Genomic DNA, 19,488 nt, shown 5'->3' on the forward strand with positions numbered 1-19,488 from the left:
CGTCAAAGCCCGCAAAGGGCGGCGGATCTCAGGCAGCGACCAGATCGCACCCGGTTGCGCGGCGGTCCATGCGTTGTGGAATGAATGCGTGTGTCATGTCCCCATCCTGAGCCGCTGCGGGGCGGCACGCTTGGCGGATAGCGACACACGCAAAGTCAGATAGCGGCATCCCTCCCGGCAGCTCCCCGCCGGGAGGAAGGGCTTCTCAGCCGAAATGCAGGGTTTTGACTTCCTGGTAATCCTCCAGCCCCAGCATGCCGCCCTCGCGGCCATTGCCGGACTGTTTGTAACCGCCGAAGGGGGAGCCGTAGTTGAAGCCGCCGCCGTTGATATGCACCGCGCCTGCGCGCAGGCGGGCGGCGACACGCTCGGCCCGTTCAGGGTCGCCGGTCTGCAGATAGGCCGCCAGGCCGTACGGCGTGTCATTGGCGATGCGAATGGCGTCTTCCTCATTCTCAAACGGGATGATCACCAGCACCGGGCCAAAAATCTCCTGCTGGGCGATCGCCATGTCATTGGTCACATCGGCAAACACCGTCGGGCGCACATACCAGCCCTTGTCCAGCCCCTCGGGCCGGCCCAAACCGCCCGCCAGCAGGGTGGCACCCTCGCCGATGCCCTTCTGGATCATGCTCTGCACCCGGTCGAACTGGATGCGGTCGAACATCGGGCCGATGTGATCGCCTTCCTGCGACGGATCGCCCACGGCCTGACCCTCGGCTGCCGCCTTGGCGATCTGCAGCACCTGATCATAGCAGCTCCGCTCAACCAGCATCCGGGTCGGCGCGTCGCAGCTCTGGCCGGTGTTGTACATGCATTCCAGCACCGAGGCGGTGACCTTCTCTTCAAGGTCGGCATCGGCAAACACCAGGTTCGGGGACTTGCCGCCCAGCTCCAGCGTCACCCGCTTGACGGTATCCGCAGCGTCCTTGGAGACCGCGATGCCCGCCCGCGTTGACCCGGTGAAGGACATCATGTCCACGTCCGGGTGCCGCGACAGCCCCGCGCCAACCGTCGGGCCGTCGCCGTGGATCAGGTTGAACACACCCGCCGGATAGCCCGCATCGTGGATCATCTGAGCGTAAACCGCAGCGGACATCGGCGTGTGCTCCGACGGTTTCAGCACGCAGGTGGAGCCGGTCGCCAGGGCCGGCAGCACCTTGAGCGCGATCTGGTTGACCGGCCAGTTCCACGGCGTGATCAGGCCGCAGACCCCGATCGGCTCGCGCACCAGGATGTCGCCGTTCGGCAGCGTCTCGCGCAGCTCCTGGGTTTTCAGCGCTTCCAGGATGCCCTCCAGATGCCCGATCCCCGAATCGGCCTGAGCATCGCGGGCCATCGAAATCGGCGCCCCCATTTCGGCAGACATTGCCCGCGCCAATTCCTCGCGCCGGTCCTTGCTGATCTCCAGAAGCCGTTCCAGCAAAGCAATCCGCTCAGCGCGGGAGGTCTGCGAAAAACTCTCAAAAGCCGCACGGGCCGCTGCAACCGCAGCGTTCACATCATGCTCATCTCCCAGGATAATGGTCCCGATCCGCTCTTCCGTGGCCGGGTTCAGCACCGGGAATTCACGGCTGGAATGCGGCGTCACCCAGGCGCCGCCGATATAGAATTTTTGCAGGTCCATCAGGTTATTCTCGCTGTAGCACCGCATTTGCGGCTGGGGTTTAGGCAAAGGCGCAGCGCATCTTGAATGCATCTGCCGTTGCCAGTGGATTGGAAGGGCGGGTTTGATCCGGCAGCCTGCCCGCCTTTTTGCGCACAGGATAGGCCAAAACCGCCACCTCGCGGGTCATTTTTCGACAATCCCCTGCTGTGGGATGGACGCATCAGTGGCCCGGAAAGACACCGTTAACCGCCGGAACCGCTTCGCAGCCCGCTGCTGCGCTGGCTATGCTGCCCGAAAGCCCGCCAAAAAGGGCGCCCAGAGGCAGAACATGAGCATACCCCATTGGACAGCACGGTCCGTGCTGCTGGCAGGCACGTTCCTGTGCGGCTGTACCGTTGTCGGCATCGACTACCACCGCCCCGATTTCGCGGTGCCGGTCAGCTATTACCAGTCCCGCAGCTATGCCACCGCCAAAGGCGCCTCCGAAAGCTGGTGGCAGGGCCTGAACGACCCCGCCCTGAACCGGCTGGTTGCCGCAGGCCTGCAGCAGAACCTCGGCCTCAAGGCGGCCAAGGAACGGCTGATCGCAGCCGAGGCGCTGCGCCGCGGATCCGGCCGTCCGCAGCAGGCCAGCGGCGATCTGGACGCTAGCTCGATCTTCTCGCGCCGCGAATCGCAGGACGGCTCCACCAGCACCGACACGGCGGAAATCGGCGCCACCTACGTCTTTGACCTGTTCGGCGAATTCCAGCGCCGGTCCGAACGGGCCGTTGCCGACCGCGACGCGCAATTCTACCAGCTGGCCACCACGCGGCTGGCGGTGATCGACGCCATCACCCGCACCTATATCCAGGCCCGCTTCTTCCAGCGCGGCGCCGCCGTCACCCGCAAGACCATCCAGCTGCGCCAGCAGATCCTGCAAACGGTGAAGGAGCTGGAGGCGGCCCGCGCAGTCCTGGCGCTGGACCTGGAGCGCACCAAACTGCAGGTCGCCAGCGCCAAGGCGGATCTGCCAAACTTCATCGCCAGCTACGAATCCTCAGTCTATGCCCTGGCCACGCTCTTGGACCGCGATGCCTCCGAGGTCTTCGCGATGATGCAGGGAAGTTACGGCCAGCCACACCCCGCCACCCAGCCGGAACTGGGCGTGCCCGCCACCCTGCTGCGCAACCGCCCCGACGTGCTGCTGGCCGAGGCCCAGCTGCGCGGCGCCACCGCGAACATCGGCGTCACCGAGGCAGAGCTTTATCCCTCGCTGGAAATCACTGGATCGGTTCAGGCCATACGCGGTGTGGACGACCTCTATTCCATCGGCCCGGCCCTGAATCTGCCGCTGTTCAACCGGCCGGTGCTGCGCGCTTTCCACCAGAGCGCAATTGCCGAGGCCAAGGCCACCGAATACGACTACCGCGCTGCGGTGCGCACTGCGGTTGAAGAGGTCCAGTCGCAGCAAAGCAACCTGCGCGCCGCCCGCGAACGCACCGCTGCCCAGGCGCGGGCAGTCAATCTGGGAACCAAGGTCGCCGATCTGGCGCGCGAAACCTTCAAGGCCAATGAAATCACCCTGTTCGACCTCTTGAACACCGAAGAAGCCCTGCGCGACAACGAGCTGAACCTGATCACAGCCCGGCGCGACCTGGCGCTGGCCTGGGCGCGCCTGCAGATTTCAATGGGCAAGGGCTGGGCACCGCATCAGGATCCGGAAAGCGCGGTGGTTCTGGTCAAGAAACCGGACTAGGAAAAGCCTGCGGCGCGAACGCTGCAGGCCGCGGTCAGGCCCGCTGCGCCTCGCGCTCCATCTGCTCGACCATCTTGCGGGCGCGCTTGCACTGCAGCTTGTCGCGCAGCGGGCTGTCGGGGTCGATGTCCTTGGAGCAGACCACGCATTTGTCGGCACCGGAAATTGCATTCAGGCCGCCGCAGCTGCCCTTGATCTTCTTGCCCATCAGAATGACCCCCAGCGACATGCCCAGGGTGACGATCAGCAGCAGGATGAAGGCCAGAAGAAAGGTGCTCATGGGTGGTCCCTCGCAGGATGGCTTGGCGCGTGCTTCAGTTTCCGGTCAGCGCCTCAAAGGCGCTGCTAGCCGCTGTCATATAGGCATCCGCGCCGGCTTGCACGTCCCGATCAATGAAAAACACGGCAAGTTTATGCTCTTCCGCAAGCTTCAGCCCGGTTTCGCTGCCCAGAACCAGCATTGCGGTGGCCCAGGCGTCCGCCAGCATCGCGTTTTCCGCAATCACCGTGACAGAGGTGGTGGCATGGGTCACGGGCCGCCCGGCCACCGGATCAAGGATATGGGAATAGCGTTTGCCCTCATGCTCGAAGTAATTGCGGTAATCGCCCGAGGTCGCCAAGCCATGATTGCTGACCGGCACGATCAGCTGCACGGTCTGCGCCGCCGCGTCGGGTTTCTCGATGCCGATGCGCCAGGCCTCGCCCTTGGCGTTTTCGCCCTTGGTGACCAGATCGCCGCCGATCTCCACCATGTAATTCTCGATCCCCAAGCCCTGCAGCGCTTCTGCCACAGCATCGACGCCGTAGCCCTTGGCAATCGCCGACAGGTTGATACCAGTCTCCGGGGCGGATTTCTTCAGGGTTCCGGCTTCAGCATCCAGCACCAGCAGCCGCGCCTGCCCAACGCCCTCCAGAGCGGCAGAAATAGCCTCCTCCGACGGCACCGGGTCCTCGGGTTCACGCGGTCCAAAGCCCCACAGCTCGATCAGCGGGCCGAGGGTCACATCGAACTTGCCGCCGGTCTTTGCGTGCACATCATTCGCCGCCGCCAGCACATGGGCAAACTCCGGCGACACCCGCACCGGCGCAGTGCTGCGCTCGGCTGAGAAGGTGGAGACCTCCGACGCCGGGTCCCAGTTCGACATCTTGGCATTGACCGCCGCCAGGGTGCCTTCCACCGTGGTGCCCAGGGTTTCCTGGTCCAGATCCTCGCCAATGGCGATCACACTGTAGGTGGTGCCCATGGTTTCGCCCGACAACCGCACCTCTTCCGGTGCGCTTCCGAACCAGCAGCCGGACACCGCCAGCACCGCGGGCAGGGTCAGGGCAAGCAGGAACTTTCTGGGCATCTGGCTGAGCATTCGGCAACCTCCGGCGGCAAAACTGGCGCAGCTATGCCCCTGCACCGCGCCAGAGTCAAACTGCGTCAAACCGCGCGCGGCGTCAGGCCTCAGAACTTCAGCGGAAGAAAGGCCAGCGCCAGAAGGCCAACCGCGGCGGGCACCCCGTAGAGCCAGGCTCTGAGCCGCGCATTCGGCGCTTCACTCTTCCAGTTCTGGCGGTACAGATGGCCGCAGACCACCACCAGGAACACGGTCAGCGCGCCGGTCACGGGGGTCAGGTAGAGGGTTTCGAACATGTTGTTTTCCCGCCGTTGTTAGCGCTCGCGTCATTTCGCCCCTTCCCGGATCATATTCCGCCGCTAAGATGGGGGTATGACCTGATGCAGGATACAGGAGGAGACCCCGCGCATGGCACCGTTCTCATACCAGCCTCCCACCCGGGGCGACAAGGCCGGGCAGGAAAGCCACAGCCAGTCGGCCGAGTCGAATTTGTCGCATGAACAGTCCACTGTCGCCAAGCTGCTGGAGGCCAAAGGCGATGCGATCTTCTCGATCCGCCCGAATGATACGGTCGGCCACGCGGTGGAGGCGCTGAAGGAGAAGCGCATCGGCGCGCTGGTGGTGACCGACCAGAACGGCGCGCTGCAGGGCATCCTGTCGGAACGCGACATCGTGCGGCGGCTGGCGGAAACGCCGGGCCACACCCTGCCGCAGCTGGTCGAGGACATCATGACCCGCGAGGTGCAGACCTGCGCGCCTGACGACCTGCTGATCGACGTCGCCAAGGTGATGAACGAAGGCCGCTTCCGTCACCTGCCGGTGGAGAAGGACGGCCACCTTTGCGGCATGATCACCGTCGGCGACGTGGTGAACTTCCGGTTGAAGGAGCTGGAATACGAAGCCCTGCGCATGAAACAGATGATCGTCGGCTAGGCCGGGTCTCCAACCACGGCGGCCTGTTACGGGAACGGGCCGCCGCCAGTGTCCTTAAGCAGATCCAGAAAGACTTCCAGGTCCTCCGCTGCCGCCAGCGGCGCCATTGCCTGTTTGATCGCGGCGCCGTAGAACTCCCACATCTGCAAGCGCAAGGCGGCGCCGGCTTCGGTCAGATGCAGCAGCTTGCCGCGGCGGTCCTGTTCGAACACGGTTTCGCGGACCAGCCCCCTGGCCACCATCTGGGCCAGTATGCGCGACAGGTTGGATTGCTCGAACAGCAGGTTGCGGGTCAGCTCATAGGCCCGCACGCCGTCCTCCCCGGCCATTTCGATCCCCCACAGCACGTCGTACCAGCGCAGGCTTGGCAGCCCCGCCTCCCGCAGCTTCGCCTCCATGTCCCGGTGGGTTTGCCGGTGCGCGCGGTTCAGCAGAATCCAGATTGCGGTTTCGCGTTTGTTTGGTGTCATTCAGTCTTCACGAGTTGGTGAGCAGAGCGGCGGTTCCGCCATCGCCAGTGGATGCAACGAAATAGATGTCATAGCATCCATCCCGGATCAACTGCATCCGCGCACTGCTAGAGCCTTTACTGGCCTCAACACCATCCGACAGGAAAATTGCCATGATGATCAAGATTGCTCCCCTCGCAGCCGCCGCATTGCTGGCAGCCCCCGCCGCCTTGGCCGCAACCTACAAATCCGACCAGGGCCATACCGAGGTCCACTTCAGCTGGAGCCATGCAGGGGTATCGGTTCAAAGCGGTGAATTCACCCAAGTGGACGGCACCTTGGAACTCGACCCGGAAAACCCGGAAGCGGCGTCCCTGAACGTGACAATCCAAACGGACAGTCTTGCCACTGGTTTCGGACCGCTGGACGATGACCTTGCCAGTGCGAATTTCCTTGAAACAGCCACTTACCCGGAAATCACTTTTGTCAGCACCAGCGTGGAAAGAACCGGCGAAAACACGGCCAACGTCACCGGCGACCTGACCATTCACGGCACAACGCAGCCGGTTGTGCTGGAAACGACCCTGACGCACTTGGGAGAGCACCCTATGGGTGCCTTTTTCGACTACAACAAGGGCGACTGGGCCGCGTTTGAGGCCACCACCACCATCGACCACCAGGCCTTTGGCGTGGGCGGGTTCTCAACCGGCCCGATCAGCATCCGGATCGTCACCGAGATGAAAGCGCAGTAAGCGCCCGCCGTCCGGTGCACAGCCGGTGCACAGCGGGTGCACGGATGGCACCCCCCTTCCCTGCGCCGGCCGGAAGACACAAGAAAGCCCCGGATGTTTCCATCCGGGGCTTCTGATTTTCCGTTCTGTGCTCCGGCTCAGCCGCCGAAGTCGTCCAGCATGATGTCCTCGCGGTCCACGCCAAGATCCAAGAGCATGTTGATCACCGACTGGTTCATGATCGGCGGGCCGCACATGTAGAATTCGCAGTCTTCCGGCGCCGGGTGGTTCTTGAGGTATTCCTCGTACAGAACGTTGTGGATGAAGCCGGTGTAGCCTTTCCAGTCATCCTCCGGCTGCGCGTCGGACAGGGCGACGTGCCATTCGAAGTTGTCGAACTCCTCGGCCAGCTGATCGAAGTCCTCGACAAAGAACATCTCCTTCTTCGAGCGCGCACCGTACCAGAAGCTGATCTTGCGGTTGCGGTTCTCCAGCCGTTTCAGCTGGTCGAAGATGTGGGAGCGCATCGGCGCCATGCCGGCACCGCCGCCGATGAACACCATTTCCTTCTCGGTCTCGCGGGCGAAGAATTCGCCGAACGGGCCCGAGATGGTGACCTCGTCGCCCGGCTTCAGGTTGAAGATGTAAGACGACATCTTGCCTGCCGGAATATCGGTGCTGCCCGGCGGCGGCGAGGCGACGCGGACGTTCAGCATGATGATGCCCTTCTCGTCCGGGTAGTTCGCCATCGAATAGGCGCGCTCGACCGGCTCATCCACGACGGATTTGTACTGCCACAGATTGAAGCGGTCCCAATCCTCGCGGTACTCCTCCTGGATGTCGAAGTCGGTATAGGCCAGCTGGTGCGCGGGCGCCTCGATCTGGATGTAGCCGCCGGCGCGGAAATTCACGTCCTCGCCTTCGGGCAGTTCCAGCACCAGCGCCTTGATGAAGGTCGCCACGTTGTCGTTGGACCGCACCTTGCAGCGCCACTTCTTGACGCCGAAGACCTCTTCGGGGACCTCGACTTCCATGTCCTGCTTGACCGCAACCTGGCAGGACAGGCGGTCGCCGCAGGCAGCTTCGCGCTTGGTGATGTGGCTTTCCTCGGTCGGCAGGATCGAGCCGCCGCCGGAATGCACTTTCACCCGGCACTGGGCGCAGGTGCCGCCGCCGCCGCAGGCGGAGGGGACGAACAGTTTCTCTGCCGCCAGCGTTTGCAGCAGCTTGCCGCCCGCGGGCACCGAGATAGTTTTTTCACCGTTGATGGTGATGTTGACGTTGCCGGACGCGACCAGGCGGGAGCGGGCAGCCAGAATGATGGCCACCAGCGCCAGCACGATCAACGTGAACAGGACAACGCCGAGCGAGAAAGTTTCCATAACTTCAGACGCTCCCTTACAGTTTGACGCCGCTGAAGGACATGAAGGCCATCGCCATCAGACCCGCGGTGATAAAGGTGATGCCCAGGCCCTGCAGGCCGTCCGGCACGTCGGAATACTTCAGCTTCTCGCGCACGCCCGCCATCGCGGTGATCGCCAGCGCCCAGCCAAAGCCGGAGGAGAGGCCGTAAGTGGTGGCTTCCGCGAAGTTGTAGTCCCGTTCCACCATGAACAGCGAGCCGCCGAGGATGGCGCAGTTCACCGTGATCAGCGGCAGGAACACCCCCAGCGCGTTGTAGAGCGGCGGGAAATACTTATCGAGGATCATCTCCAGGATCTGCACCATCGCCGCGATCACCCCGATATAGGAGATCAGGCCGAGGAAGGTCAGATCCACATCCGGGAAGCCCGCCCAGGCCAGCGCGCCCGGCTTCAAGAGGTAGGTCAGCAGCAGGTTGTTGGTCGGCACGGTGATGGCCTGCACCAGCATCACCGAAATCCCCAGACCCAGCGCGGTGGAAATCTTCTTGGACACCGCGATGAAGGTGCACATGCCCAGGAAGAAGGAGAGCGCGAGGTTCTCGACAAAGATGGCCTTAACGGCGAGTGAAATCAGCCCTTCCATCAGTGCGCCTCCACATTCTGGATTTTATATTCACGCTCTTCGACCTGGTTCGGCTTCCAGGTGCGGAAACCCCAGATCAGCAGGCCGATCACGAAGAACGCCGAGGGCGGCAGCAGCAGCATGCCGTTGGGCACATACCAGCCGCCGTTGTTCACGGTTTCCAGGATTGTGATGCCGAACAGGGAGCCGGAGCCGAACAGCTCGCGGATGATGCCGACCAGCATCAGGATCAGGCCATAGCCCATGCCGTTGCCAAGGCCGTCGATGAACGACGCCACCGGCGGATTGCTCATGGCAAACGCCTCGGCGCGGCCCATCACGATACAGTTGGTAATGATCAGGCCGACAAAGACCGACAGGGTCTTGGAGATCTCAAAGGCATAAGCTTTCAGCACCTGGTCCACCAGGATCACCAGCGAGGCGATGATCACCATCTGCACGATGATCCGGATCGAGCTGGGGATCTGGTTCCGCAGGATCGAGATGAACATCGATGAGAATGCGGTCACAAATGTTACCGCCAGGGTCATCACAAAAGCCACCTGCAGCGAGGAGGTCACCGCCAGCGCCGAGCAGATGCCCAGAACCTGCAGCGTGATCGGGTTGTTGTCGACCAATGGGTCGACCAGCATGTCTTTCTTGGTCTGCGCCATTAGAGCTCTCCCGCTTTAAGGGCGGCCAGGAAGGGTGCGTAGCCCTCTTCGCCCATCCAGAATTTCACCAGGTTGTCCACGCCGACAGAGGTCAGCGTCGCACCGGCCAGCGCATCGATGTGATGCTCCGGCCCGGCCGGGCCTTGTGCCTTGGCAACGCTGATCTGCAGCTCGCCGCCTTCGTCATGCAGTTTCTTGCCGCTCCACAGGGACTTCCAGCGCGGGTTGTCCACCTCGGCGCCCAGGCCCGGGGTTTCGCCGTGCTGATAGAACTGCAGGCCGAAGATGTCGTTGCCGTTTTCCTCAACCGCGATAAAGCCGTAGAGGGTGGACCACAGGCCATAGCCGTGGATCGGCAGGATCACCTTGTCCAGATCGCCGTTTTCCTCGCGCAGCAGGTACACGGTCTTGTAGCGCGACTGGCGGCCAATGCCCGCAGGGTCATTGTCCAGCGCGCGGCTCAGCTCCGGGTCCTGCGCGGCGGCCAGATCATCAAAGCTGGCGGCGTCGAACTGGTCGGTGAACTGTCCGGTTTCCAGATCCAGCACCTGCGGCTCAAAGGCGGCAAAGGCTTCGGCCACGTTCTGGCCCGGCTCGTAAAGGCCCGCGACCTGAAGAACGTTCAGCTGCTTGTCCCGTTTCTTGTTGATCTCCTGCACCGGGCGCAGGGACACCGCGGCGGTGGACACGATCATCGAAGCCACCAGGCAAACGGCAACAGCGATGAACAAGGTCTTGCCGACCGAGTCCGGCGATGCGGCGAGGAAGCGGCCAATCAGGCCCTTGCTTTGGGTATCAGCCATGGCGGCGCGCCCTCCGTTTGATGTTGGCCTGCACGACAAAGTAGTCGATCAGCGGCGCAAAGACGTTGCCGAACAGGATCGCCAGCATCATGCCTTCGGGGAAGGCAGGGTTCAGCACCCGGATCAGCACCACCATCACGCCGATGAGGGCACCGTAGATGTAGCGGCCTGCGTTGGTGTGCGACGCCGAAACCGGCTCGGTCACCATGAACACCAGGCCGAAGGCATAGCCGCCCAGCACCAGGTGCCAGTACCACGGCATCGCAAACATCGGGTTGGTCTCGGAGCCGATCAGGTTCAAGAGCATCGAGAAGGCAATCATGCCAACAAGGCAGCCGACGATCAGGCGCCAGTTGGCGATTTTGGTGAACAGCAGGAAGCCCAGGCCGATGGCGCAGGCCAGCGTCGAGGTCTCGCCGAAGCTGCCCTGGATGGTGCCAAAGAACGCGTCCGACCATTCGATGCCCTTGGCGGCCAGCGCCTGCACGCCCTCGGCGGCAGTCACACCCAGCGCGGTCGCGCCGGAAAAGCCGTCAACCGGGGTCCAGACAGCGTCGCCCGACATGTTCGCCGGATAGGCGAAATACAGGAACGCACGGCCCACCAGCGCCGGGTTCAGGAAATTCTTGCCGGTTCCGCCAAAGACTTCCTTACCGATCACCACGCCGAAGATGATGCCAAGCGCCACCTGCCACAGCGGCGCGGAGGCCGGCATGATCAGCGTGTAAAGCATCGAGGTCACAAGGAAGCCCTCGTTCACCTCATGGCCGCGGACGGTGGCAAAGATGACTTCGAAAATACCGCCCGCAACCAGCGTCACGATGTAGATCGGCAGGAAATACAGGAACCCGTGCGCGATATTGGCCATCGGGCTTGCCGCATCCAGTGAAATCCCGAACATCTGCAAGAGCGCAATCCGCCAGCCGGTGGCCGCATCAGCCCCCAGCGCGGCAATTGCCGAGTTGGCCTGATAGCCGGTGTTCCACATGCCCCACAGGATGCAGGGGATGGTGGCGATCACCACATAGGTCATGATCCGCTTCATATCGACATATGAGCGGGCATGCGGCGCCACGGTGGTGACGGTTTTCGGGGTATACAGGAAGGACTCCACCATCTCGTAGACGGGGAAGAGCTTTTCGTATTTGCCCCCCTTCTCGAAATGCGGCTCGATCCTGTCAAAGAAGCTGCGCAATCCCATCCGGCTCAGCCCTCCTTTTCAATCTTGGTCAGGCAGTCGCGCAGCGCCAGCCCGTATTCGTACTTGGCCGGGCAGGCAAAGCCGACGAGGCCCATGTCCTCTTCGTCCAGCTCCAGCGCACCCAGCGCCTGTGCGGTGTCGGTGTCCATCACCAGCAGCGCGCGCAGCAGCTGCGTCGGCAGGTAGTCCTGCGGCATCAGCCGCTCAAAGGTGCCGGTGGGCACCATCGCCCGGCGGCCGCCGTTGAGGTTGCTGGTCAGGGCAAACAGCTTGCGGCTGAGCGCCGAGCCCAGCACCGGCTGCACCGCGTATTTTCCGCCCATCGGACGGATCCAGCCCAGCGGGATCTGCTTGCGGTCTTCCTCGATGATCGCCACCTGGCGGGCGAAGCGGCCAAGGAAGGCCAGCGCACCAGCCGCCTGCCGGCCTGACAGGATCGAGCCGGAGATCACCCGGACCGGAGCATCGGCAGCAATCTCGCCGCGGGTCAGCTCATCGGTGGAGGCACCCATGACGGTGCGGACCAGACGGGGTGCGCGCGCAGCGGGACCGGCAATGGCAACCACTGTGGAGGGGTCCAGGTGGCCGGTCATCAGCAGGCGGCCGATGGCGATCACGTCCTGATAGGACACGGTCCAGACCTGATCGTCCGCGCGGACGGGATGCAGGAAATGGATGTGGGTGCCAGCCAGGCCCGAGGGATGCGGGCCGGAGAAACCTGCAGCCTCGACACCGGCAAGGTTCGCACCCGGAATGCTGTCGCCCGTCTTCTGGCACAGGAAGGTGGTGCCGTCGGTCAGCAGCGTCACGGCTTTCAGGCCCGCCTCAAACGCCTCGGCCGCATCATTGATGATCACGGCGGCATCAGCGGCCAGCGGCTCGCTGTCCATCGCGGTCACAAAGATCGCGGCGGGCTTGGACCCCGGCTGCGGCATCTTGGAATAGGGACGGGTGCGGAAGGCGGTCCAGAGACCCGCGGCGCACAGCTTCTCGGCCAGCCCTTCAGCAGTGTCCGCGTTGCCGGTGGCAGAGAAGTCGGCGCCCTTGTCGGCAGCGTCCGAAACTTCGATCACCACGCTTTCCAGCACCCGGCGGGCGCCGCGGTTGATCGCCACGACCTTGCCGGTCATCGGCGCAACCATCATAGCGGCCTCGGCATCCTTGTGGCAGAACAGCGGAGTTCCGCGGCGGACCTCCTCGCCTTCCTGCACCAGCATGCGGGGCTTGAGGCCCACAAAGTCGGGGCCCAGCACGGCCACCGAGGTGATGGCGGGACCGTCGTGGATCACCTGCTCCGGTGCGCCTGTCACCGGCAGATCCAGCCCCTTTCTCAAGTTGAATGTCTTCATATTTGCGCTACGTCCCTCCAACGCCGAATCCCGAGGCGGTTCTTACCCCGTTCCGGCAGCGGCGGCAAAGAAAACGCACAAAATGCCGTTTTCCGCACATCCGCACAGCCTGTCCTGATTTCCGGCGCACTCGAATCAAATTCGGCACCGAATAGCAAGGCCGCCACCCGGCCCGTCCTCCAATTTCCTGTGCACTGCGCGCTTTTATCAGACTGTTGGCGCTCACGGCCTCCGGGAAACCGTCAAAGCGGACAGGCGGAAACGGCAACTCCGTTCCCGCAGGCGCCGCCTAGGCGGGCCAGTCTGCCTGTCAGTCTCAACAGGCCGTTGAAACTGATTCTACCAAATACTGCTTAGTCAGGCGTCCCAGACGGCCTGCGGTTCGCCCATCAGATCCCGATCAACGGTGATGCCCAGCCCCGGCGCATCCGGAACCAGTACACCCCCGTCCTTGACCGGCGCATCGAATTCCGCCGTTTTCAGCGTCACCATATCGCGGCAGTCCAGAATGCAGCGCAAGGAGCGCTCAGGCACCGTGGCGCCCAGATGGGCGATGGCGGAGAACGCGACCACAGACCCAACGGTATCCTGCACGCTGACGGTCGCGCCCGCGGCCAGGCACATGTCCCGGTGCCGCCGCCCGTGGGTCAGCCCGCCGGCCTTGGAGATCTTGAGGCCGATGCCGTCGGCCACATCCTCCACCAGCATCAGGGCGATGTCCTCATCCTGCTGCACCAGCTCATCCAGGATGATCGGCACGTTGCAGCGCGTGCGCAGCGACATGGTCTCGCGCCAGGTTTTGCAGGGCGCCTCCAGCACGAAGTCCAGCCCCTCGGGCAGCATCCGCAGCATGCGCAGCGCAGTCTCTGGCGTCAGCCCGCCATTGGCATCAACCAGGAAGAACTCGCCCGGCTGCCGGTCGGCCAGCGAGGCACGGATGCGCTCGGCGTCCAGCGCCGGGCCGCCTTCGGCATCAAGCGCGCCGATTTTCACCGAATGGCCGAGATAGCCCATCTCCCGGTGCTGCGCGACGCGGGCGCGCATGTCCTCCGGTGTTCCAGCATAGATTGAGGAGATCACCGGCAGGCGCTTGCCCGTCGAACCGCCCAGCAGCTCGCAAACCGGCATGTTGACCGATTTGCCGAACAGGTCCCAGCAGGCCAGATCAATTGCAGACTTGGCATGGTTATGGCCCAAGAGCGCCTCATCCATCGCCTCATTGATCCGGTCCATCTGCCGCGGATCGCGGCCCAGCAGATAGGGCGCAATCTCGGCAATACCCGCCCGCGCGCCCAGGGCGTGCGAGGCGATGTAGGTGGAGCCGAACGGGGTGCTTTCACCCCAGCCCTCGAGGCCCGTGTCAGTGGTGATGCGCACGAAGGACGCGTCAAAGCTGCGGTACTCCCGCCCGCCCGACAGCATGTAGACGCCGCCGGAATAGGGCAGATCCAGCTGGTACAGCTCGATCTTCCTGATCTTCATTCGGAAACCTCCGGGATCATCAGCACCAGCTTGCCGGTGTGCTTCTTGCTCAGGAAATCCTCCTGCGCGGCGGCAATCTCGCTCAGCGGATAGGTCTTGGCCACCAGCGGGCGGATTTCCCCAGCCTCGATGTAGGAGACCAGATTGGCGAACACCTCATCCTCCTGGAAGGTGCAGCCCATCAGCGTCAGATCCTTGAGGTAGAGCGTGCGCACGTCGATCTCTGAAATCGGCCCGGCGATGGCGCCGGCGGTGGTGTATCGCCCGCCCCGGCGCAGCACGTCCAGAAACGACGGCCACTGCGGACCCGCGACCAGATCGACCACCACGTCGATGGAGCCTTCGCCCAGTTCTTTGACCAGATCCGCGTTACGGTCCACCACCCGGTCGGCACCAAGCGCCAGCACCTCATCCGCCTTGGCGGCAGAGGACAACGCAATCACCGTGGCGCCACGGCGCTTGGCCAGTTGCACGGCAGCAGAGCCCACGCCGCCGGAGGCACCGGAAATCAGCACGGTCTCCGCGCCCAGGCCGACCCGGTGCAGCATGTTTTCCGCCGTGGAATAGGCGCAGGGGATCGAGGCCAGCTCGGCATCGGACCAATCGCAATTCACCGCATGGGTTTCGCGCGCAGGGGCCACCGCAAACTGCGCAAAGCCGCCGTCGCATTCGCTGCCGAAAGTCCAGCATTCATAGGGCCGGTAGTCGACATAGGTCCGCAGCATGTTGCGCACCAGCACCCGCTCGCCGATGCGGGAGGCATCGACGCCCTCCCCCACTGCTGCGATATGCCCGCAGGCGTCCGCGCCTTGAATGCGGGGGAACTCCAGCGGCTTGCCGGACCAGCTGGCGTCATCATCGTTCACACTGTCAAAGCCGCTGGCGCCGCCCGCATTGGTGTCGGCGTCGACCGCCTTGGAGTACCAGCCGATGCGGGTATTGATATCGGTGTTGTTGATGCCCGCCGCCGCAACGCGGATCAGCACCTCGCCCGGTCCGGGCTGCGGCACCGGCACGTCGGTGCGGTATTCCAGTTTCTCGATGCCGCCGTGGCCGGTCAGCAGGACCGCCGCCATTTTGCTGGGGATCATGAGTCTTTCTCCCTCCAAGCATGCTGCCCGCAAACGGAATCCGGTTTTGGGCTCCCTGAACATGCGAAATCAAAAATTCTGGCACATGCCGCGTGAACGGTAGCGAACGCGGCATGTGCCGGTAATCAGATTGGCCGGCCCTCCCCTGCCGGCCATAACAGACCACTGCCCCCGCGGGGACAACAGCCTGAAACTTGTGTCAGAGCTCCAGCGGATGCGCCCGGCCCCGCTCCGCAAGACGGCGGTTCAGCTCTTTCGCTTCCGGCAGTCCGGCCTCCAGCGCAAATACGAATGCGTGGGTCAGGTAGAAGCAGGCGGCATCAATACTGCCCGCCTCTTCGGCCATGTCACCGGCCAGCGTGTAAAGCCGGACCAGCTCTGCGCTGTCCTTGTCCTCATGCGCCTGCAGAAGCGCCCGGTCGAGATCTGCGCGCTCCATCCGTCAGCCTTTCAGCGAGATCGCGATGTTCTTGGTGCGCACATAGTTATAGAGCGCCTCCAGTCCCTTTTCGCGGCCAAAACCGGATTTGCCGACCCCGCCGAACGGGGTGGAAATGCCGCCCGCAAACCATTCGTTCACGAACACCTGCCCCGCCCGCAGACGGTTCGCCACCCGGTGCGCCCGTGCCAGATCGCGGGTGAAGACACCCGCCACCAGCCCGAACTCGGTGCCGTTGGCCATGGCAATCGCCTCGGCTTCGGTGTCGAAGGGCGTGAAGCAGGTGACGGGGCCGAAAATCTCCTCCTGCGCGACACGGGATGCGGGGTCCACATCCGCCAGAATGGTCGGCGCCATGAAATAGCCTTCCCGCTCCAGCCGGGCACCGCCGGATGCCGCGCGGGCGCCGCTTTGGCGGGCAGTGGCGGTCAGGGTCTCGATGCCATCCAGCTGCCGGGCAGAGATCACCGGGGTCAGGCCGGGGTTTTCCAGCCCGTGACCGACGCTAAGGCCGTTTGCCAGCGCAGCGGCACGTTCGACCGCCTCGTCATAAATCGAGCGGTGCACCAGCACACGCGACATGGCCGAGCAGACCTGACCGGCGTTATAAAAGATGCCGCTTTGCAGGGAGGACATCAGCGTGTCCAGATTGGCGTCCTCGAAGGCCACCGCAGCGGACTTGCCGCCAAGCTCCATCAGCGCGGGCGTCACCGGGTTGGCGGCGGCGCGCAGGATGGCCTGGCCGGTCGGCACCGAGCCGGTAAAGACGATCTGATCCACCGCCGGGCTTTCGACCAGCCGCGCGCCCAGTTCAGAGCCGATGCCGTTCAGGATCGAGACCGTCCCCGCGGGGACCTCGGCGCGTTCCAGCGCCACGCCCAGCATCGCCAGCGCCATCGGATCCAGTTCCGGCGATTTGATGATTACCGAATTGCCCGCCGCCATCGCAGGGGCCAAGGACCGTGCAGCGATCGACACCGGGAAGTTCCACGGCACGATCTGGGCAGAAACCCCGTAGGGCTCATAGACTGTGTAATCGGCGTAGTCGGGGCCGAGCGGGATCGACTTGCCTTCGATCTTGTCGGCCATGCCGCCGTAGTATTCGAAATACTGCGCGGCCTCCTCAAACTCGTCATGCGCGGCGCTGAGGCTCTTGCCGCTTTCGAGGCACAGCAGTTCCGCGCCCTCGTCGGCAATGCCACGGATCTCTGCCGCGATGCGCTGCATCAGCTGGCCGCGCTTGGCGGGCTTCATCGCGGCCAGGTCGCCGCGCTCGAAACTCGCCCGCGCCGCGTCCAGCGCCTTGGCGAGGGTTTCCTCGCCCGCCAGCGCGCAGTCGGCCACATGGCTGCCGTTACCCGGATCCTCGACCGCGATGCGCGCGCCGCCGTCGCCTTCGACCCAGGCACCGGCCAGGAAATTCCTGGCCAGCCCGTCTTTCAGGAAAGAACTCATGCCTCGCGGCCTTTGGTCACCTGATCGGCCACCCAGGCGTGGAAGTTGTGGGTCGGCCCGTCCATCGCCGGCGAGAACCGGCCGCCGTCGAACAGCTCGCCATGGCGGCCCTTCTGCATGCCCTCAACGACAAAGACGTCTTCCTCGAACACGGTCTTCCACAGTTTGGCGTTCTCGGTGCGCAGGCCGTCAAGCTCCGGGGTCTCTTCCGGGGATTTGGAATAATAGAGCTCGATGTGCTCAACGGTGTTCTCGGTGTCGACCGGCTCCAGGATGATCGCAAAGGCATGGTCGCGCTGCACGCCCAGCAGGACGTTCGGGTAGACGGCGGTGTATTCGCCGCCTTCGTCCCACTTGCTGCTGAGCCCCTCGAAATCCGGGAACAGCTCGCCGTTTTCGCCCTTCAGCTGGCGGTAGACCAGGGTGCCCTGGCCGGAATACTTGCCCGGCACCTCGATGTTGTAATGGTCTTCCAGCCGGGAATAGCTGTTCAGGCCCGGATGCACCCACGGCAGGTGGTAGCTTTCGCAGTAGTTCTCGACCGCCAGCTTCCAGTTGGTTTTCACCTCCAGCTTGAAGCCGGAGCCTTCGCCGCCGTGATGCACCGGGGTGTTGAATTCCTTCCAGCGTTCCAGCAGGTCGGCGTGGGCCTCCTCGAACTCCGGCGCGGTGCCGTCGACGTTCACAAACACCACGTCGCGCCAGACATAAGAGCGGATGCGCACCAGGCCCAGCTCATCCAGCTTGATGTCTTCATGCTTGTTGTTGCCGGGGCCGCCGACGTGCGGGGTGGAGACCAGGCGGCCATCGAGGCCATAGCACCAGCTGTGATAAGCGCAGCGGATGGCGCCGCGGATCTTGCCGGCCTTCTCGACCAGGATCATGCCGCGGTGGCGGCAGGTGTTCTGAAAGACGCCGATCTCGCCGTCCTTGTCGCGCACGATCAGCAGCGGCATGCCCAGGAAATCCACCGGCTTGGCATAGCCCGGCTCCGGCACGTCCTTGCCAAAGCCGATGCCCGACCAGTTCTTGAACAGAACCGAGCGTTTTTCTTCGGCAAAGACGGCGGGATCGATGTAATGGGCGTTCGGCAGGCCGTTGGCAACATTGACCGGAGCCATCACCGGGGCAAGCGTGTCATGCTTGTTCATCTGGGGTCTCTCCAAGCTGGAAAAAGATGTGCGCGTTTTGCGCCATTGAAGGGAGAGAGCAGATTCACTCAATATCAGGAATTTTCGCGCTGGGGTTAGCTGGATTCACCCGAGCTGCGATTGACCTCGTCAATCACCCAATTGCGAAGCAAACGGGCGGATTCCGACAGATCCGCATCCGGCCGGCCCACCAGGTGGAACCCGTGCGGCGCCGCCAGCACATGCGGGCCGATCGGCACCAGCTGACCTGTTGTCAGCAACGGATTCAGCAGCCGCTGCCAGCCCAGAGCCAGCCCTGCCCCGTCCTGCGCTGCCTGCAGCGCCACCGAATAGTTGTTCACCCGCACGCCGGGCGCAATGGGGCCGTCATAGCCCAGCTGCTGGAACCAGTCGGTCCAGGTGGTCCAGCTCCTGTCGTCGGACTCAAGATGCAACAGCCGCTGCTGGGCCAGTTCCTCCAAGGGGCAGCCGGTGAGTTTCTCCGCCAGATCCGCATTGCCGACCGGCACCAGGTGGTCGCGGTACAGCTCTGTCTGCTCCAGCCGGGTATCCCGCTCGCGCCCGTAACGGATGTAGAAATCCACATCCGGCATGCTGCGCAGCGGCCGGTCGTTGACGATCTGGTTGACGTTCACATCCGGATGCTGCCGCCAGAAGCGCACCACCGAGGGCGACAGCCAAAGCGAGGCAACGGCGGAGGTGGAGCCGATGGTCACGGTGTCGCCTGTCTGACGGTCGCGAATGGTCTTGAGGCTGAGGGAAATCTTGGAGAACGAGGACGCCAGGGTTTCAAACAGCGCCTCGCCTTCCTCCGTCAGCTCCACGCCGCGGTGCTTGCGCTGGAAAAGCGGCGCCTGCAGCTCCGCCTCCAGCGCCTTCACCTGATGGCTGACGGCGCCGGGCGTCACGGACAATTCCTGCGCCGCGTTCTTGAAGCTCAGGTGCCGGGCCGCGGCCTCGAACGCGGCCAGGGTGGTGAGCGGCGGCAGGTTGTAGTGGCGGCGGGACATCTGCGGCTCCTGGCTGGCGGCTCGGATGAGCGATCCTCATTTCA

21 protein-coding genes are annotated in these 19,488 nt (G+C 63.8%); 3 read left to right on the top strand and 18 right to left on the bottom strand.

Annotation, left to right across the window (positions count from 1 at the left end; translation table 11 throughout):
* Positions 1 to 205 precede the first annotated feature (205 nt).
* Entirely contained in the window at positions 206 to 1,654 is a 1,449-nt protein-coding gene (locus AB1A62_RS18215; protein ID WP_366662901.1) for an aldehyde dehydrogenase family protein, read from the bottom strand.
* Positions 1,655 to 1,937: 283 nt separating this feature from the next.
* Between AB1A62_RS18215 and AB1A62_RS18220 the strand changes: the two genes are divergently transcribed.
* Positions 1,938 to 3,347 (top strand): efflux transporter outer membrane subunit, encoded by a 1,410-nt coding sequence (locus AB1A62_RS18220; protein WP_366662902.1) that lies wholly within the window; start codon positions 1,938 to 1,940, stop codon positions 3,345 to 3,347.
* A 34-nt stretch (positions 3,348 to 3,381) separates the two neighbouring features.
* Here AB1A62_RS18220 and nqrM read toward each other — a convergent pair whose 3' ends face one another.
* The 3 genes from nqrM to AB1A62_RS18235 form a co-directional block, all read right to left on the bottom strand.
* Positions 3,382 to 3,627, bottom strand: coding sequence for a (Na+)-NQR maturation NqrM (gene nqrM, locus AB1A62_RS18225; RefSeq protein ID WP_366662903.1), 246 nt, complete (start codon positions 3,625 to 3,627; stop codon positions 3,382 to 3,384).
* A 34-nt stretch (positions 3,628 to 3,661) separates the two neighbouring features.
* Positions 3,662 to 4,696, bottom strand: coding sequence for an FAD:protein FMN transferase (locus AB1A62_RS18230; protein WP_366662904.1), 1,035 nt, complete (start codon positions 4,694 to 4,696; stop codon positions 3,662 to 3,664).
* 101 nt (positions 4,697 to 4,797) lie between these two features.
* Entirely contained in the window at positions 4,798 to 4,986 is a 189-nt protein-coding gene (locus tag AB1A62_RS18235) for a hypothetical protein (protein ID WP_366662905.1), read from the bottom strand.
* 112 nt (positions 4,987 to 5,098) lie between these two features.
* On the opposite strand from AB1A62_RS18235, the gene AB1A62_RS18240 reads away from it, so the two are divergent.
* Positions 5,099 to 5,623: a CBS domain-containing protein gene (locus tag AB1A62_RS18240; protein WP_366662906.1), complete on the top strand. Its 525-nt coding sequence runs from the start codon at positions 5,099 to 5,101 to the stop codon at positions 5,621 to 5,623.
* 26 nt (positions 5,624 to 5,649) lie between these two features.
* On the opposite strand, the gene AB1A62_RS18245 is transcribed toward AB1A62_RS18240, so the two are convergent.
* Both AB1A62_RS18245 and AB1A62_RS18250 read right to left on the bottom strand, forming a co-directional pair.
* Positions 5,650 to 6,093 (bottom strand): MarR family winged helix-turn-helix transcriptional regulator, encoded by a 444-nt coding sequence (locus AB1A62_RS18245; protein WP_366662907.1) that lies wholly within the window; start codon positions 6,091 to 6,093, stop codon positions 5,650 to 5,652.
* Positions 6,094 to 6,100: 7 nt separating this feature from the next.
* Positions 6,101 to 6,247, bottom strand: a complete 147-nt coding sequence (locus AB1A62_RS18250) for a hypothetical protein (RefSeq protein WP_366662908.1) — start codon at positions 6,245 to 6,247, stop codon at positions 6,101 to 6,103.
* Between AB1A62_RS18250 and AB1A62_RS18255 the strand changes: the two genes are divergently transcribed.
* Positions 6,246 to 6,824: a YceI family protein gene (locus AB1A62_RS18255; protein WP_366662909.1), complete on the top strand. Its 579-nt coding sequence runs from the start codon at positions 6,246 to 6,248 to the stop codon at positions 6,822 to 6,824. The two genes, AB1A62_RS18250 and AB1A62_RS18255, sit on opposite strands and share 2 nt — an antisense overlap.
* 137 nt (positions 6,825 to 6,961) lie before the next feature.
* On the opposite strand, the gene nqrF is transcribed toward AB1A62_RS18255, so the two are convergent.
* The 12 genes from nqrF to AB1A62_RS18315 all read right to left on the bottom strand — a co-directional run bounded on the left by nqrF (position 6,962) and on the right by AB1A62_RS18315 (position 19,444).
* Positions 6,962 to 8,185 (bottom strand): NADH:ubiquinone reductase (Na(+)-transporting) subunit F, encoded by a 1,224-nt coding sequence (nqrF, locus tag AB1A62_RS18260; RefSeq protein WP_366662910.1) that lies wholly within the window; start codon positions 8,183 to 8,185, stop codon positions 6,962 to 6,964.
* Positions 8,186 to 8,201: 16 nt separating this feature from the next.
* A complete protein-coding gene (gene nqrE, locus AB1A62_RS18265) occupies positions 8,202 to 8,810 on the bottom strand; it encodes an NADH:ubiquinone reductase (Na(+)-transporting) subunit E (RefSeq protein ID WP_019296950.1) in 609 nt (202 codons plus the stop codon).
* Positions 8,810 to 9,463: an NADH:ubiquinone reductase (Na(+)-transporting) subunit D gene (locus tag AB1A62_RS18270; RefSeq protein WP_222505390.1), complete on the bottom strand. Its 654-nt coding sequence runs from the start codon at positions 9,461 to 9,463 to the stop codon at positions 8,810 to 8,812. The genes nqrE and AB1A62_RS18270 overlap by 1 nt, the downstream gene beginning before the upstream one ends.
* Positions 9,463 to 10,266 (bottom strand): Na(+)-translocating NADH-quinone reductase subunit C, encoded by an 804-nt coding sequence (locus AB1A62_RS18275; RefSeq protein ID WP_366662911.1) that lies wholly within the window; start codon positions 10,264 to 10,266, stop codon positions 9,463 to 9,465. Before AB1A62_RS18275 ends, AB1A62_RS18270 begins: the two co-directional genes overlap by 1 nt.
* Complete coding sequence (locus AB1A62_RS18280; RefSeq protein WP_366662912.1) at positions 10,259 to 11,467, bottom strand: NADH:ubiquinone reductase (Na(+)-transporting) subunit B; 1,209 nt, start codon at positions 11,465 to 11,467, stop codon at positions 10,259 to 10,261. The genes AB1A62_RS18275 and AB1A62_RS18280 overlap by 8 nt, the downstream gene beginning before the upstream one ends.
* A gap of 5 nt (positions 11,468 to 11,472) precedes the next feature.
* Positions 11,473 to 12,816, bottom strand: coding sequence for a Na(+)-translocating NADH-quinone reductase subunit A (locus tag AB1A62_RS18285; RefSeq protein WP_366662913.1), 1,344 nt, complete (start codon positions 12,814 to 12,816; stop codon positions 11,473 to 11,475).
* A 357-nt stretch (positions 12,817 to 13,173) separates the two neighbouring features.
* The gene (locus AB1A62_RS18290; RefSeq protein WP_366662914.1) at positions 13,174 to 14,298 is read right to left on the bottom strand and encodes a mandelate racemase/muconate lactonizing enzyme family protein; all 1,125 of its coding nucleotides are present in this window, start codon (positions 14,296 to 14,298) and stop codon (positions 13,174 to 13,176) included.
* The gene (locus tag AB1A62_RS18295; RefSeq protein WP_366662916.1) at positions 14,295 to 15,389 is read right to left on the bottom strand and encodes an alcohol dehydrogenase family protein; all 1,095 of its coding nucleotides are present in this window, start codon (positions 15,387 to 15,389) and stop codon (positions 14,295 to 14,297) included. The genes AB1A62_RS18290 and AB1A62_RS18295 overlap by 4 nt, the downstream gene beginning before the upstream one ends.
* A gap of 199 nt (positions 15,390 to 15,588) precedes the next feature.
* Positions 15,589 to 15,828, bottom strand: coding sequence for a hypothetical protein (locus AB1A62_RS18300; protein ID WP_366662917.1), 240 nt, complete (start codon positions 15,826 to 15,828; stop codon positions 15,589 to 15,591).
* Positions 15,829 to 15,831: 3 nt separating this feature from the next.
* A complete protein-coding gene (locus AB1A62_RS18305) occupies positions 15,832 to 17,283 on the bottom strand; it encodes an aldehyde dehydrogenase family protein (RefSeq protein ID WP_366662918.1) in 1,452 nt (483 codons plus the stop codon).
* Positions 17,280 to 18,434: an aromatic ring-hydroxylating dioxygenase subunit alpha gene (locus AB1A62_RS18310; RefSeq protein WP_366662919.1), complete on the bottom strand. Its 1,155-nt coding sequence runs from the start codon at positions 18,432 to 18,434 to the stop codon at positions 17,280 to 17,282. The genes AB1A62_RS18305 and AB1A62_RS18310 overlap by 4 nt, the downstream gene beginning before the upstream one ends.
* A 95-nt stretch (positions 18,435 to 18,529) precedes the next feature.
* Positions 18,530 to 19,444: a LysR substrate-binding domain-containing protein gene (locus AB1A62_RS18315; protein WP_366662920.1), complete on the bottom strand. Its 915-nt coding sequence runs from the start codon at positions 19,442 to 19,444 to the stop codon at positions 18,530 to 18,532.
* Positions 19,445 to 19,488 lie beyond the last annotated feature (44 nt).

The sequence above is a fragment of the Leisingera sp. JC11 genome, assembly GCF_040704725.1.
GTDB lineage: Bacteria > Pseudomonadota > Alphaproteobacteria > Rhodobacterales > Rhodobacteraceae > Leisingera.